This window comes from Thioalkalivibrio sp. ALE11 (genome assembly GCF_000381205.1).
GTDB lineage: Bacteria > Pseudomonadota > Gammaproteobacteria > Ectothiorhodospirales > Ectothiorhodospiraceae > Thioalkalivibrio.
On record NZ_KB906169.1, the window covers coordinates 112,987 to 127,974 of the forward strand.

The 14,988-nt window shown below is 69.1% G+C and carries 14 protein-coding genes; 11 read left to right on the forward strand and 3 right to left on the reverse strand.

The window, feature by feature from the left end; translation table 11 throughout:
* Window positions 1-7 precede the first annotated feature (7 nt).
* Genes F620_RS0108375 through F620_RS0108385 form a run of 3 tightly spaced genes read right to left on the reverse strand, consistent with a single transcriptional unit; the run spans window position 8 to window position 2,832 of the window.
* The gene (locus F620_RS0108375; protein WP_018869176.1) at window positions 8-493 is read right to left on the reverse strand and encodes a DUF494 family protein; all 486 of its coding nucleotides are present in this window, start codon (window positions 491-493) and stop codon (window positions 8-10) included.
* A complete protein-coding gene (gene dprA, locus F620_RS0108380; RefSeq protein WP_019570206.1) occupies window positions 490-1,638 on the reverse strand; it encodes a DNA-processing protein DprA in 1,149 nt (382 codons plus the stop codon). The genes F620_RS0108375 and dprA overlap by 4 nt, the downstream gene beginning before the upstream one ends.
* Window positions 1,639-1,665: 27 nt before the next feature.
* Complete coding sequence (locus F620_RS0108385) at window positions 1,666-2,832, reverse strand: LysM peptidoglycan-binding domain-containing protein (protein WP_026331370.1); 1,167 nt, start codon at window positions 2,830-2,832, stop codon at window positions 1,666-1,668.
* 138 nt (window positions 2,833-2,970) lie between these two features.
* Here F620_RS0108385 and def point away from each other — a divergent pair, with 138 nt between their 5' ends.
* The 11 genes from def to F620_RS0108440 are packed head-to-tail and all read left to right on the forward strand — an operon-like array spanning window position 2,971 to window position 14,971.
* Window positions 2,971-3,504 (forward strand): peptide deformylase, encoded by a 534-nt coding sequence (gene def / locus F620_RS0108390; protein ID WP_026279430.1) that lies wholly within the window; start codon window positions 2,971-2,973, stop codon window positions 3,502-3,504.
* On the forward strand, window positions 3,504-4,496 hold the full coding sequence (gene fmt, locus F620_RS0108395) for a methionyl-tRNA formyltransferase (RefSeq protein WP_019570208.1): 993 nt from the start codon (window positions 3,504-3,506) through the stop codon (window positions 4,494-4,496). Before def ends, fmt begins: the two co-directional genes overlap by 1 nt.
* A complete protein-coding gene (rsmB, locus tag F620_RS0108400; protein WP_019570209.1) occupies window positions 4,496-5,821 on the forward strand; it encodes a 16S rRNA (cytosine(967)-C(5))-methyltransferase RsmB in 1,326 nt (441 codons plus the stop codon). The genes fmt and rsmB overlap by 1 nt, the downstream gene beginning before the upstream one ends.
* The gene (locus F620_RS0108405) at window positions 5,821-6,366 is read left to right on the forward strand and encodes a DUF4390 domain-containing protein (protein ID WP_019570210.1); all 546 of its coding nucleotides are present in this window, start codon (window positions 5,821-5,823) and stop codon (window positions 6,364-6,366) included. Before rsmB ends, F620_RS0108405 begins: the two co-directional genes overlap by 1 nt.
* Complete coding sequence (locus F620_RS0108410; protein WP_019570211.1) at window positions 6,351-8,579, forward strand: ATP-binding protein; 2,229 nt, start codon at window positions 6,351-6,353, stop codon at window positions 8,577-8,579. The genes F620_RS0108405 and F620_RS0108410 overlap by 16 nt, the downstream gene beginning before the upstream one ends.
* A complete protein-coding gene (locus F620_RS0108415; RefSeq protein WP_018946680.1) occupies window positions 8,576-9,958 on the forward strand; it encodes a sigma-54 dependent transcriptional regulator in 1,383 nt (460 codons plus the stop codon). The genes F620_RS0108410 and F620_RS0108415 overlap by 4 nt, the downstream gene beginning before the upstream one ends.
* Window positions 9,959-9,961: 3 nt before the next feature.
* Window positions 9,962-11,341 (forward strand): Trk system potassium transporter TrkA, encoded by a 1,380-nt coding sequence (gene trkA, locus F620_RS0108420; RefSeq protein WP_019570212.1) that lies wholly within the window; start codon window positions 9,962-9,964, stop codon window positions 11,339-11,341.
* A 10-nt stretch (window positions 11,342-11,351) separates the two neighbouring features.
* On the forward strand, window positions 11,352-12,806 hold the full coding sequence (locus tag F620_RS0108425) for a TrkH family potassium uptake protein (protein ID WP_019570213.1): 1,455 nt from the start codon (window positions 11,352-11,354) through the stop codon (window positions 12,804-12,806).
* A gap of 33 nt (window positions 12,807-12,839) precedes the next feature.
* Window positions 12,840-13,184 (forward strand): tetratricopeptide repeat protein, encoded by a 345-nt coding sequence (locus tag F620_RS0108430; protein WP_018869187.1) that lies wholly within the window; start codon window positions 12,840-12,842, stop codon window positions 13,182-13,184.
* Complete coding sequence (locus F620_RS0108435) at window positions 13,181-14,140, forward strand: lysophospholipid acyltransferase family protein (protein WP_019570214.1); 960 nt, start codon at window positions 13,181-13,183, stop codon at window positions 14,138-14,140. Before F620_RS0108430 ends, F620_RS0108435 begins: the two co-directional genes overlap by 4 nt.
* Window positions 14,141-14,143: 3 nt before the next feature.
* Window positions 14,144-14,971 (forward strand): Fpg/Nei family DNA glycosylase, encoded by an 828-nt coding sequence (locus F620_RS0108440; protein WP_019570215.1) that lies wholly within the window; start codon window positions 14,144-14,146, stop codon window positions 14,969-14,971.
* Window positions 14,972-14,988: the final 17 nt, after the last annotated feature.

Sequence of the window (14,988 nt, forward strand, 5' to 3'; positions counted from 1 at the left end):
GCCGGGGTCAGTGCAGATAATCCATCTCGGTGGGGCCGATATGGTCGCGCATGACCTCGTCGAGCCGGGAGTAGGCGACGGCGTCGTCCGGCTGGTTGAACAGCACCATCAGTACCACCCAGCGCAGCTGGTCGAGGTCGATCTCCTCGGCGTCCAGTTCCATGACGCGGTCCATCACCAGTTCGCGGGTGCCGGCACTGAGCAGACCGTTCTGCTCCAGATTGAGGAGGAAGCCGCGGCTTTCCATGTTCAGGCGCTGGCGTTCTTCGGGGGCGAACACGCGGCAGGCCGCGCTGTCACCGCCGCGGCTGGCCAGCGGGGCCTCGCTCATCAGCCGGTCCAGCCAGCCCAGGGCGCGCTCGATCTCGCCGGACGCAAAACCGGCTTCGACCAGCTGCCGCTGCAGCTCGCCGCGATCGGGTTCGGCCTCGGATTCTTCGTCGAGGGTGTGCTCGAACAGATACATGAGCACGTCCAGCACGCTTTCGTTCATGATTCGGGGGATCCTGCGTCGAGGCGCTGATAGCGCCCGTGATCGAGGGCGGCCACGCGGCCATTGAGTTCCAGTAAAACGAGAATGGATGAAAGCGTGTCGATGGTCAATTGAGTCCGGCTGCGCAGGGTTTCCATGTCCACCGGGTCGAAACCCATCGCCTGCAGGACCTTTTCGTGCTCCGGATCCACCGGCTCGGCGGGCGCCGGCCCCGGGGCTTGCGGGGCGGGCGGAACGCCCAGCCAGTCGGCCAGGTCGTCGAGGATCTCGCCGGCGGTCTCGACCAGCTGTGCGCCTTCACGGATCAGGCGGTGGCAGCCCCGGCTGACCGGGCTGAACACCGAGCCCGGGACGGCGTAGACCTGCCGGCCCTGTTCTCCGGCGAGTCGCGCGGTAATCAGCGAGCCGCTGTTGTCGCCCGCTTCCACCACCAGGGTGGCCAGTGCCAGGCCACTGATCACGCGGTTGCGCTGCGGGAAGTGTCCGGCCTGGGCCTGGGTGCCGGTCGGCCACAGCGACACGATCAGGCCGTGATCGGCGATGCGGTGCCCCAGCCGCCGGTGCGCGGCCGGATAGATGCGGTCGGGGCCCGTTGCGACCACGGCAGTGGTGCGCCCCTGCGGGGCGTCCAGTGCGCCCTGATGGGCGGCGCCGTCGATCCCGCGCGCCAGACCCGAGGTAATGGTGACCCCGGCGCTCGCCAGCTCGCGAGCGAACTCGTGGGCCAGCTTGAGTCCCTGCGGAGTCGCGTCGCGGCTGCCGATGATGGCCACCTGCGGTGCGGTCAGCAGGGCCGGGTCGCCGTTGAGGAACAGCACCGGCGGGGGGTCGGGCAGTTGCGTCAGCAGCGGCGGATAGTCGGGGTCGTCGCGACACAGGATGCGGTGACGCTGGTCCGCGCGTTCCCAGGCCAGGTCGGCCGCCACGCCGGGGTGTTCATCGTCGGGGTTTTCCGGCGGGGCCACGCCGACATCGGCGGTTTTCCACTGGTGGGCGGACGCGGTCAGCGCGGCCTGCGGCGAGCCGAAGGCCTCCAGCAGGCGCTGGATGCGCCGCGGCCCCAGTCCGGGGGTATGCAAAAGACGCAGCCACGGCCCGGGGTCGACCCCGGCCGTGGCTGCGTCGTTGCGGGACTCGCGTTCCATCGCGGAATCCGCCCGGGAGGTCATGGCTTACGGGTGGCGGACGGTGTACCCCTCGCGCAGCGTGCGCTCGGATTCGGTCACCAGCACGTAGGAGACCTTCTCGAAGGTCTTGAAGACCATCACCTCGCCGACCCGTTCTTCGGGCAGGTCCACGGACTCGTTGGTCCCGGCGATCGGGTCGCGCACCGTGCGGCCGGCGGTGTAGGCGGCGAACACCTGACCGTTCTCGACCCCTTCCCGCGCGCCACGGTTGATGACCGCGGCCTGGTAGCGCCCGATCTGACTGATCGCATCGAACAGCTTGATGACCTGACCGTCGATGTCTTCCGGCGGACGGCCGATCTCGAACAGCATGTCCTGTTCTTCCGCGAACGGAACCAGGCGGTCGCCGCGGATGGTCTCGCGTTCGCCACGGCGGATGTTCGCACGCGCCACGTGCCCGGGTTCGACGATCTCGGCTTCACCCACCGGGATGGTGGCGACGCCCAGTTCCTCGCCGGTGTCCGGATCCAGCAGCATCTCGTCGCGCCGGACGATGTGGTAGATCTCGTATTCTTCCGTGTCCTCGGCATTGCGGACATAGACCCGGTCGCCCGGGCCGTAGATCACGCGATCGTCGTCCGCGGCCACGATGTAGGGCGCCTGTTCCAGGGTCTCCTCGTCGAGGACCTGCGGCTGGAACATGAACGACTGCAGCGTGGAGATCGGCGGGGTGTCGTCGTCGAGCTCCTCCACGCGGACCTCCGGCGAGAGGCGCTTGGTCGGCCGCACGCGCGGGCCGCCGTCGACCGTGATGCGCGGTTCGCCGTCCACATAGTGGATGCTCAGGACATCACCCGGATAGATCAGGTGCGGGTTCTCGATCTCCGGATTCACCGCCCAGATCTCCGGCCAGTACCAGGGTTCGTCAAGGTACATGGCGGAGATGTCCCAGAGGGTGTCGCCCTTCTTGACGACGTAGCGCTCCGGCGCGGAATCCCGGATCTCCGGAGTTTCCTCGGTGGCGGAGTCGCTGGTCTCCTGGCGTTCCCCGTTGTCCGGGGTGGCGGTTTCGGCAGTCCGGTTCTCGGGATCTTCGGCGCCGCTGCCGGTGTCAGTGTCTCCGGTGGCCGCGCAGCCCCCCAGAAACAGCGTTACACTGAACAGTACGCCCGGCAGCACGAAAGAGGTCGTGGTCGCTCTGGTTTTCAACATCATGATTTCCCCTGTCAGGTCCGCACTCCCCGGGGCCATCCTGTGGCCCGGTCCGAATTCGGTGACGCTTCGGCGGATGATGCGGTCCAACGTTAGCAGAATTGACGGGACTGTACAGCACAAAGATTGAGGTTTTTCATGGCGAAGCGAGAAATTCTCCACTTTCCCGATCCCCGGTTGCGGCAGAAGGCCGAACCGGTCGCCGAGGTGGACGACTCCATCCGCACACTGGTGGACGACATGTTCGAGACCATGTACGCGGCACCGGGCATCGGCCTGGCGGCGGTGCAGGTGAACGTCCACAAGCGTGTCCTGGTGGCCGACGTCTCCGAGGACCAGAGCCAGCCCTGGGCCCTGATCAATCCGGAGATCCTCGAGACCCGGGGCGAGGAAGAGATGGACGAGGGCTGCCTGTCGGTGCCCGGTTACTACGAGAAGGTGCGGCGCGCGGACTGGATCCGCTTCCGCGCGCTGGGCCGCGACGGCCAGCCGTTCGAGGCCGAGGCCGACGGGCTGCTGGCGGTGTGCATCCAGCACGAGATCGATCATCTCGACGGCAAGCTGTTCGTGGACTACCTGTCCAGTCTCAAGCGCGGTCGCATCCGCAAGAAACTGGAGAAGCAGGGCGCGCGCGCCGGCGGTTCCGGCAAGGCCGCGGCGCCCGCGGTCTGATGGCGGCTGCCGACAGGGACGCCCCGGCGCCGCGCATCGTGTACGCGGGAACCCCCGACTTCGCGGTTCCCGCGCTGGAGGCCCTGATCGCGGCGGGTCACCCGCCGGTCGCGGTCTACACCCAGCCGGACCGCCCGGCGGGCCGGGGCCGCAAGCTGCGTCCGGGGCCGGTGAAGCAGGTCGCGACGGCCGCCGGGATCCCGGTGGAGCAGCCGGAATCGCTGCGGGATCCGCAGGCGCGGGCGCGGCTGGCCGAATGGCAGCCGGACCTGCTCGTGGTCGCGGCCTACGGGCTGATTCTGCCGCGCGCGGTGCTGGAGATCCCGCCTCTGGGCGGGGTGAACATCCACGCCTCGCTGCTGCCGCGCTGGCGCGGGGCGGCACCCATCCATCGCGCGATCCTCGCCGGCGATGACGAGACCGGCGTGTGCCTGATGCAGATGGCCCCGGGGCTGGATACCGGCCCGGTCCACGCCTGCCGGCGCCTGCCGCTGGGCCCGCGTGCAACCACCGGCGAGGTCCACGACGCCCTCGCGCGGATGGGGGCGGAACTGCTGGTGGAGCGCCTGCCGGCGATCACGCGTGGCGAGTCGGTGCCGGAGCCGCAGGACGATGCCCGGGCGACCTATGCCGCCAAGCTCGAGAAGGACGAGGCGCGACTGGACTGGGCTCAGCCGACCCGCGAGCTGGACCGCCGCGTGCGCGCCTTCGACCCGTGGCCGGTCGCCTGGACCCGGCTGCCGGACGGCGAGGCGGTCCTGCGCATCCATGCCGCCCGGCCCGTTGAGGCGGAGCAAGCGACGACCGTGACGCCCGCCGATGCTGCGCCGGGCACCATCGTCGCCGCGGGCGGCGAGGGCGTGGACGTGATGACCGGCGACGGCCTGCTGCGGCTGGAGCGCGTGCAGCTGCCCGGCCGGCGACCGGTGAGTGCCGCCGACTGGGCCAATACCGGTGATCTGACCGGTCAGCGACTCGGAGGTGATACCTGATGGCCCGCCAGCCTGCCCCCCGCCAGTGCGCCGTGGAAGCCACGGAACAGGTGGTGCTGCACGGGGCTTCGCTCAACAGCGTGCTGGAACCCGCGGTGGCGGATCTCCCGGTGCGCGAGGCCGCCTGGACCCGCGCCCTGGTGTACACCACCCTGCGCTGGTATCCGCAGCTGGAGGCGCTGGTGCGTGAAAGCCTGGACCGGCCACTGCGGCGCAAGGACGGCGTGATCGGCGTGCTGCTGGCCCAGGGCCTGGCGGAGATCCTGCATTTCTCCACCCGCGATCACGCGGCGGTGCGCGAGACCGCCGAGACCGCGCGTCGCATCCATCGGCCCGGGGCCGTGGGGCTGATCAACGCGATCCTGCGTCGCGCGTTGCGCGAGACCGATGCGCTGGAGGCCCGCATCGCCGAGGACCCGGTGTTGCGGCATGCCTGCCCGGCGTGGCTGATCGAGGCGATCGAGGCCGCGTGGCCCGAGCGCGCGGAGGCCGTGCTGGGCGAGCTGCTGCGCGAGGCCCCGCTGACCCTGCGGGTCAATACCCGTCGCTGGAGCCCGGCCGATGCGCTGGCGGCGCTGCGCGAGGCGGGCTTCGAGGCGCGGCTGCACGACGCCCCCGAGGGCGCGCTGACGCTCGAGGCGGCCACCGACGTGACCGCGTTGCCGGGGTTCAGTGACGGCCGGCTGTCGGTTCAGGATGTCTCCGCGCAGTGGGCCGCGCATCTGCTGGCGCCGCGCCCGGGCGAGCGGGTGCTGGATGCCTGTGCCGCCCCCGGCGGCAAGACCGGGCATCTGCTGGAACGCGCCGACGGCGAGCTGGACCTGCTGGCCCTGGACAACGACGCCACGCGCCTGGAACAGGTGCGCGAGAACCTCGACCGGCTGCAGCTGGATGCGACGTTGACCGCGGCGGACCTGGGCGACACCGACACCTGGTGGAACGGGGAGCCGTTCGACGCGATCCTGCTGGACGTGCCCTGTTCCGCCACCGGCGTGATTCGCCGGCATCCGGACATCAAGACCCTGCGCCGCGCGGACGACATCCCGCGTCTGGCCGCCGAACAGGCTCGTCTGCTGCGCGCGGCCTGGGACCTGCTGCGTCCGGGCGGACGCCTGCTGTATGCGACCTGTTCCCTGCTGGACGCGGAAAACCAGGAGGTCGTGACCCCGTTCGTCGCGGCGACCGGCGACGCGCGTGCCGTGGAGACGGGCGCGGAAGGCCCGATTCCCTGGGCGTTGTCCCGTACCTCCGGGGTGTCCATCCCGCCGGGGCTGGCCGGTGGCGACGGGTTCTATTATGCCCTGCTGGAGAAGGTCGCGGGCTGATGCGGCGGTTCGTCTGGCTGCTGGTGCTGGTGCTGGCGCCGGGGGTGGCCCCGGCGCTCGAGATCCGCGAGGCCAGTCATCTGTGGCTGGATGACACCACGCTGCTGGCGCGCCTGGATCTGAACATGGCCCTGCCCGAGGTGCTGGTGGACGCGCTGGAGAACGGCGTGACCCTGGGGTTCCGGCTGGAGGCGCAGGCGGAGCCCGACCGCATGCTGCCGGGGAGACCGCTGGTACGCGCGGAGAACCGCGTGCAACTGCGCTACTACCCCCTCAACCGACATTATCTGGTGACCTCGCGGGATGGCGAGCGCATGGAGCTGCGCCCCACGCTGGTGGATGCCCTGGAGCAGAGCGCCCGCCGTCTGGGGCGGATCCGGCTGGAGGACGTCCCCGAGGCGCTGCGCGAGGCCCCGGGTGACCACCGCCTGAACGCCCGGCTGTCGCTGGACTACACCGCGCTGCCGCTGCCGTTGCAGCTGGACGCCGGCCTGCGCGGCGAACTCACGGCCCGACAGGAGTGGTACGGATGGTCGCTCGACTGAAGGGTTTGCCCTGGGGGCTGCTGGGGATGATCCTGCTGTTCGTCCTCCTGCTGGCCTCGCTGCTGGTGATGGGGGACGCGGCCCAGCACCAGGCGCGTTTCGAACAGCTGTTCATCTGGCTGCTGGTGTTCCACGCCGCGGTGCTGATCGTGCTGGCCGGCCTGATCATCTATCAGGTGGTGCGCATGTTCTGGCAGTACCGCCACGGGGTTCCGGGCAGCCGCCTGACCCTGCGCCTGGTCGGCGGGTTCATGCTGGTCGCGGTGCTGCCGGTCTCGGTGGTGTACTACTTCTCTTACGAGTTTCTCAGCGAAGGCGTGGATTCGTGGTTCGACGTGCGCGTGGATTCGGCGCTGGAAGACGCGCTGGAACTGTCGCGCTCCTCGCTGGACCTGCGCGTGCGCCAGCTGGCCGAAGAGACCCAGGAGATCATGGAAGACCTGGAAGGCGTCTCCGAGGGCCTGATGGGGCTGACCCTCAACGATTACCGGCGCAGTCTGGGGGCGCAGGAGCTGACCCTGGTGGGCGCCAACAACCGCATCATCGCGTCGAGCACCGACAGCCCCATCCGCCAGCTGCCGTCACCGCCCAGCTCCGACATCCTGATGCGCGTGCGGCCGGGGCAGCCCTACTCGCGTCTGGAGCCACGCCCCGATGATCAGCTGGTGATCCGCGTGGTGGCGACCACGGCCTCGCGCCGGCCCGGCACCGACAACCGCATTCTGCAGGCCGTGTACCCCGTGGATCCGCGCATGAGCGCCCTGTCCCTGCGGGTGCAGGACGCGTTTGCCGATTACCGCGAGTTCGCCTATCTGCGCGGGCCGATCACCCAGGGCTTCATCTTCACCATGTCGCTGGCGCTGGCGATCTCGCTGATGGCCGCGCTGTGGGCCGGGCTGGTGGTCGCACGGCGGCTGGTGCAGCCGGTGTCCGATCTGGTGCAGGGCACGCGCATGGTCGCCGCCGGCGACTACAATACCCGGCTGGAGGTGCGGCGGGCGGACGAACTGGGTTTCCTGGTGCAGTCGTTCAACGCGATGACCCGCACCCTCAGCGAGGCGCGCAACGAGGCCGAGCGCAACCGCCGGCTGCTGGATGCCGAGCGGGCCTATCTCGAGAGCGTGCTCAAGCACCTGCGTTCGGGCGTGCTGGCGCTGGACGGCAGCCTGCGCCTGCGCACTGCCAACGACGCCGCCGGCCAGATCCTCGAATGCGACCTGCCGGGCGCGCGCACCCGGGACATCGCCGAGGTCGGCCGCGAGTGCCCGCTGGTGCACCAGTTCTTCGAGGCCATCCGCGATCCGCTGGCCGGGCACGAGGCGGAATGGTCGCGCCAGGTGGTGGTGTTCACCCGCAGCGGGCGCAAGGTGCTGATGACGCGTGCGGTCTGGCTGCCGACCCCGGGATCCGGGCGCGGGCTGCACGCGATCGTGTTCGATGACATGACGGAATTCCTGAAGGCCCAGCGCGATGCGGCCTGGGGCGAGGTGGCGCGGCGCCTGGCCCACGAGATCAAGAACCCGCTGACGCCCATCCAGCTGTCGGCCGAACGGCTCTCGCGGCGGCTGGGCCGGGTGCTGGACGGGGCCGATCACGAGGTGCTGGAACGTGCGACCGGCACCATCATCCAGCAGGTGGAGGCGATGAAGACCCTGGTCAACGCCTTCCGCGACTACGCCCAGGCGCCCAAACTGGAACTCGGCCACACCGACGTGAACCAGCTGGTGCGCGACGTCTCCGAGCTGTACCTGGCCGCGGACGGCAGCTCGCGGGTGCATCTGGATCTGGGCGAGGGAATGCCGCTGATCCGTGCCGACGGCGGTCGCCTGCGTCAGTTGCTGCACAACCTGGTTCGTAACGCCATGGAGGCCGCCGAGGAGCAGGAGCGCGGCGACGACCTGGAGGTGTACGTCTCCACCGACCATGTCGAAAGCGCCTCCGGAAACTGGATCGAACTGCGTGTCCGGGATAACGGTCCCGGGATCCGGCCGGAGCTGCTGGAGCGCATCTTCGAGCCCTACACGACGCACAAGCCGCGTGGAACCGGGCTTGGACTGGCGGTGGCGCAGAAGATCGTCGAGGAGCACGGGGGTATCATCGAGTGCCATAATGATGATTCCGGGGCGGGCGGCGCGGTCTTCGTGATCCGCATCCCGGTGGACGAGGGCGGCCCGTCCGGGGCGTCCGCTGCCGAGGAGGAACAGCCGCAATGAGCGACGCCTACATTCTCGTGGTCGACGACGAGCCCGACATCCGCATGCTGCTGCGCGACGTGCTGGAGGACGAGGGCTACCAGGTGGCGCTCGCGGGCTCGGTGGCCGAGGCCAAGGCACAGCGGCGCAGTCGGCGGCCGGACGCCATCCTGCTGGACGTATGGATGCCCGACGGCGACGGGGTTTCCCTGCTCAAGGAATGGCAGGAGGACGAGGGGGCGATGTGCCCGGTGGTGATGATCTCCGGCCACGGCAATGTCGAAAGCGCGGTGGATGCGACCCGCCTGGGCGCCTACGACTTCATCGAAAAGCCGCTGACCATCGACAAGCTGCTGATCACCCTGAACAACGCGCTGGAGGCCGCGCGCCTGCAGCGGGAAAACACCGGCCTGCGGCGCCAGGTGGCCCCGGTGGCGGACCCGGTGGGCAGCAGCGCGGTGATGGTGAACCTGCGCGACCAGGTGCAGCGCATGGCCCAGCACGATACCTGGGTGCTGATCACCGGCGAGCCCGGAGCCGGCAAGCAGACCTTCGCGCGCATGCTGCATGCGCGCAGCGCGCGGCGCGAAAGCCCGTTCATCGTGGTCTCGGTGGGATCGATGTCGGGCGACGAGGCGGTGGCCGAGCTGTTCGGCAGCGAGCAGGGCGAGCGGGTGCGCTATGGCCTGCTGGAACAGGCCTCCGGCGGGGTGCTGTACCTCGACGAGGTTGCGGAGATGGACCTGCAGACCCAGGCGCGTCTGCTGCATGCCCTGGACACCGGTCGCATCACGCGCATCGGCGGGGACCAGCCGATCAGCGTGAACGTGCGCGTGGTGGCGGCCACCCAGCACGATCTGGGCGAGGCCGTGGAGCAGGGGCTGTTCCGCGAGGATCTCTATTACCGCCTCAACGTCCTGCCGCTGAACGTGCCGCCGTTGCGCGAGCACGCCGAGGACATCCCCGAACTGCTGGATTACCATATGCGCCAGCTGCATCAGCAGGAGGGCCTGCCGCAGCGCACGTTCCAGCGCCCGGCCCTGGAGTGCCTGCAGCAGTATCCGTGGCCGGGGAACGTGCGCGAGCTGCGCAACCTGGTCCAGCGCCTGATGATCCTGGGCTCCGGCGACGAGATCACCCGTGACGAGGTGGACCGCACCCTGTCGGGGCAGCCGCGGCGGGCGGAAGAGGAGAGCGCCGAGGGGGTGGTGACCATCCCCGACCTGCCCCTGCGCGAGGCGCGCGAACAGTTCGAACGGGAATACCTGATGCAGCAGCTGGAACGCTCCGAGGGCAACATGACGCGTCTGGCCGAGCGGGTCGGGCTGGAGCGCACGCATCTCTACCGCAAGTTCAAGGCGCTGGGCATCGATCCGCGCCGCGTGAAATCCGACGGCTGACGCATGAAACAGATCATCATCCTGGGGGCCGGTCAGGTCGGTCATTCCCTGGCCGAGGCCCTGAGTGCCGACGGGATCGACATCACCGTCGTCGACAACCGCGCCGAGCGCCTGGCCGAGCTGGAAGACCAGTTCGATATCAAGACGGTCCACGGATTCGGCGCCCATCCGTCGGTACTGGATGCGGCCGGGGCGCGCGACGCGTCCATGCTGGTGGCGGTGACCGACTCCGACGAAGTCAACATGCTGGCCTGTCAGGTCGGCTCCACGCTGTTCAACATCGAGACCAAGATCGCCCGGGTGCGGGCCCGCGATTATCACGAGACCCCGGAGCTGTTCGCCCAGGACGCGATGCCGGTGGACATGCTGATCTCGCCGGAGGCGATCGTCACCAGCCACATCCAGCGCCTGATCGAACACCCCGGCTCATTGCAGGTGCTGGAGTTCGCCGAGGGGCGGGTGTCGCTGGTGGGGGTGCGCGCCTACTACGGCGGGCCCCTGGTCGGCCACGAGCTGAAGAACCTGCGCTACGACATGCCGGGGGTCCATACCCGGGTCGCGGCGATCTTCCGTCAGGACCGTTCCATCCAGCCGGACGGCAACACGGTGGTGGAAGCTGACGACGAGGTGTTCTTCGTCGCGGCGAAGAAGAACATTCGCGCGGTGACCTCCGAACTGCGCAAGCTGGAGAAGCCCTACAAGCGGATCATGATCGCCGGCGGCGGCAACATCGGCCGGCGGCTCGCCGAAGCGCTGAGCAAGCGCTACCGGGTGAAGGTGATCGAGCGCGATGCGGAGCGGGCGGACCAGCTCGCCCGGGAACTGCCCGGCAACGTGCTGGTACTGCAGGGCGACAGCGCCGACGACCGTTTCCTCGAGGCGATCAACGTCGAGCACAGCGACGTCTTCTGCGCGGTGACCAACGACGATCAGGCCAACATCTTCGCGGGGATGCTGGCCAAGCGCTACGGCGTGCGCAAGGTGATGTCGCTGATCAACCGCCCGAGCTATGTGGATCTGCTGCAGAGCGGCACCATCGACGTGGCGCTGTCGCCGCAGCAGGCCACGGTGAGCGCCCTGCTGGCCCGGGTACGTGAGGGCGGGACCGCCACCGTGCATACCCTGCGCCGCGGCGCGGCCGAGGCGATCGAGACGGTCGTCAGCGGCGATTCGCGCACCTCGCAGGTGGTGGACCGCCGGATCGACGAGATCAACCTGCCGGAGGGGGCCAGTGTCGGTGCCGTGGTACGCGACGACGAGGTCATCATTCCGCACCACGACACGGTGATCCATTCGGGGGATCACGTCATCCTGTTCCTCACCGACCGTGGCAAGGTGAAGCAGGTCCAGCGCCTGTTCCAGCCCAGCCCGCTGTTCTTCTGAGCCGTCCGCCGTGCTCCATCTCGCCTCCACCGCGCGCCTGCTGGGGATCCTCCTCACTCTGTTCAGCCTGAGCATGCTGCCGCCCGCACTGGTCGGGTTTATCTACGACGAGTCCACCGCGTACGTGTTCATGCAGGCGTTCATCGTGCTGCTGCTGATCGGCGGGATGCTCTGGGGCCCGCTGTATCGCGCGCATCGTGAGCTGCAGCCGCGCGACGGCTTCATCCTGGTGGTGATGTTCTGGCTCGGGCTGGGTCTGGCCGGGGCGACGCCGATGGTGCTCGACCCGCATCTGAACGTCAGCTTCACCGATGCTGCGTTCGAGTCGATGTCCGGCCTGACGACCACCGGCGCCACCGTGCTGACCGGCCTGGACGACATGCCGAAGGCGCTGCTTTGGTATCGCCAGCAGCTGCAGTGGATGGGCGGCATGGGCATCATCGTGCTGGCGGTGGCCATCCTGCCGCTGCTGGGCGTGGGCGGCATGCAGCTGTTCAAGGCCGAGACCCCGGGACCCATCCGCGACAACAAGCTGACCCCGCGCATCGCCGAGACCGCGCGCAACCTGTGGTACATCTACCTCGGCCTGACGGTGGCCTGTGCGGTGGCCTACTGGGTCGCCGGGATGGAGGTCTTCGACGCGATCGCGCACTCCTTCACCACCGTGGCGATCGGCGGATTCTCCACCTACGACGCCAGCCTCGGCCACTTCGATTCCGCCGCCATCGAGGGCGTGGCGATTGTCTTCATGCTGATCGCCGGGATGAACTTCGCGGTGCATTTCCTCGCCCTGCACCGTGCGTCGGTCGTGCCCTACCGGCGCGACGAGGAGCTGCGCACCTACCTGATCCTGATGGCCTCGGCGGTGGCGGTGGTAGTGGCCTACATGCTGGTGACCGGCTTTGCGGCGGACGGCGCGGACGCCTTCCGCCGCGCCGCGTTCCACGTGGTGTCCATCGGCACCACCACCGGCTACGCCACTGACGACTTCTACCTGTGGCCGGGGTTCCTGCCGGTACTGTTGATCTTCCTGTCGTTCGTCGGCGGCTGCACCGGATCCACCGGTGGCGGGATCAAGGTGGTGCGCGTTTTGCTGCTGATGAAGCAGGGCATGCGCGAGGTGAAGCGCCTGATCCATCCGCATGCGCGCATCGCCGTGAAGGTCAACGGCAAGGAGGCCCCGGACCGCGTGGTGCAGGCGGTGTGGGGCTTTCTCGCGGCCTATGTGATGGTGTTCGTGGTGATGATGCTGGCGGTGATGGCCTCGGGCCTGGATCAGGTGACGGCGTTCTCGGCGGTGGCGGCCACCCTCAACAACCTTGGCCCCGGCCTGGGCGAGGTGGGGCCGAACTTCCAGTCCATCAACGACTTCAGCAAATGGGTGCTGATCCTCGCCATGCTGATGGGGCGGCTGGAAATCTTCACCGTGCTGGTGCTTCTGTCCCCGGCGTTCTGGCAGCGCTAGGGTAGGAGCGAATTCAAGGACAGGAGGTCGTCCATGTCGCAGATGGTCGAACGTTTCCAGAACATGCTGGACGGAGGCGAGGACTCCGCGATGCTGCGCTTCTCGCTGGGCAACGCCCTGGTGACCGATGGCCAGCAGGAGGCGGCGGTGGAGCACCTGGAGCGCGCGCTGGAGCTGGACGAGGGCTACTCCGCGGCGTGGAAACTGCTGGCAAAGACCCTGGTGGCACTGGAGCGCCCGCAGCGTGCGCTGGAGGTCTGCGAGCGGGGCATGGCCATCGCCGAGGAGAAGGGCGACCTGCAGGCGGTCAAGGAAATGGAGGTCTCCGCGAAGCGCGCCCGCCGCCTGCTGGAGGCCGGGGGTGATGCGGACACATGAGCCGTGAGGATGCCCCCGGGGAGGAGGCGGACGTCGGTGCCTACCGGGCGCCGCTGACCGCGCGGCATTTCGCACCCCGCTACTGGCTCACCTGGGTCGGCGTGGCGCTGGCCTGGGTGCTGCAGCAGATCCCGCGTCCGGCGGTGCAGGCGCTGGCGCGGGGTATCGGCCGCCTGCTGTACCGCCGCTCGGGGCGCAGCCGCCGGATCGCCGAACGCAACCTCGAGCTGTGCTTCCCGCAGCTGGATGCGGCCGAACGCGAGGCTCGGCTCGCCGCCTTCTACCGCTACCAGGCGCAGACCGTGCTGGACTATGGCCTGCTGTGGTTCGGCAAGCCCGGCGAGCATGCCTCGCGCATCCGGGTGGACGGGGTGGAGCACTACGAGCGCGCGCGCTCCGACGGGACGCCGGTGATCATCCTCGCCCCGCACTCGCTGGGGCTGGATTACGGCGGGGTGCGCATGAGCCAGATGTATGACGGGGTCTCCTTCGCCAAGCCGATGAAGAACCCCGTGCTGGAGTGGATCAATCACCGCAGCCGCACCCGTTACTCCGGCGACATCTTCGCCCGCGAGCAGGGGCTGCGTCCGGCGATCCGCCAGCTGCGCCGCGGGCGGTTCTTCTATTACCTGCCGGACGAGGACCTGGGCGCCGACGGTGCGGTGTTCGTGGATTTCTTCGGCGTACCCAAGGCCACGCTGACCGCTCTGGGGCGGCTGGCACGCATGTCGCGGGCAGTGGTGCTGCCGAGTTTCGCCTGGTACGACCTCGCCCGCGACGAATACGTGATGCGCCTGTGGCCTCCAATGGAGGACTTCCCCTCGGGGGACGACGCCGCGGATGCCCGGGCCATGAACGCCGCCATCGAACGGGGCGTGGAACAGGCCCCGGCACAGTATCTGTGGACCCTGCGCCTGTTCCGCACGCGTCCCGAGGGCGAGCCTCCGCTTTACTGACCCATGCCCGAGGGCGACACCATCCACCGGCTGGCGGCCATGCTCCGCCCGCGCCTGGAAGGGGCGGCGCTGGAGGCGGTGGCGACCCGCGCCGCACGCGGCGAGCCCCTGCGCGAGCACGGCCCGATGCGGGCCGATGCGCTGCGCGCCCGCGGCAAGCACCTGCTGATGGAGCTGACCGGGCCTGACGATACGCCGTGGCTGCTGCGCACCCACCTCGGGATGTGGGGCACCTGGCACGAATACGCGCGCGGCGCCGAATGGTCGAAGCCGGCACACCAGGCCCATGCGGTGCTGACCCTCGAGGACCGGATGCTGGTGTGTTTCCATCCGCGCGAACTGGTCTGGCGCCGGATGCCCGCAGTGGGAGCGGAAGCGGCGGATATCGAACGTCTGGATGCCCGGGTGGGGCCGGACCTGCTGGATCCGGGCGTGGAGGTCGATGCGGTGGTGGCGCGGGTTCGTCGGGACGCGGCTGCGGACCGTCCGCTGGCGGACGTGCTGCTCGACCAGTCGCTGGCGGCGGGGATCGGCAACGTCTACAAATCGGAATTGCTGTTTCTGCATGGCTGCCATCCGCTGACCCCGGCAGGTGCGGTGAGCGACGACCGTTTGCGGGCGATTTACGCGGATGCGGTGCGGCTGTTGCGGCGCAATCTGCGACCGGGCCCGCGGATCACGCGGGCGCAGGCGGAACCGGACGCCTTCCTGTACGTCTACGGACGTGAGGGTGAAGCCTGCCGGCAATGCGCCGCGCCGCTGCAGCGGGCCCTGCTGGGAGAACATGCGCGTCCGACCTGGTGGTGTCCGGCCTGTCAGCCACCCCCCTGATCCGAAGGGAGAAGTCT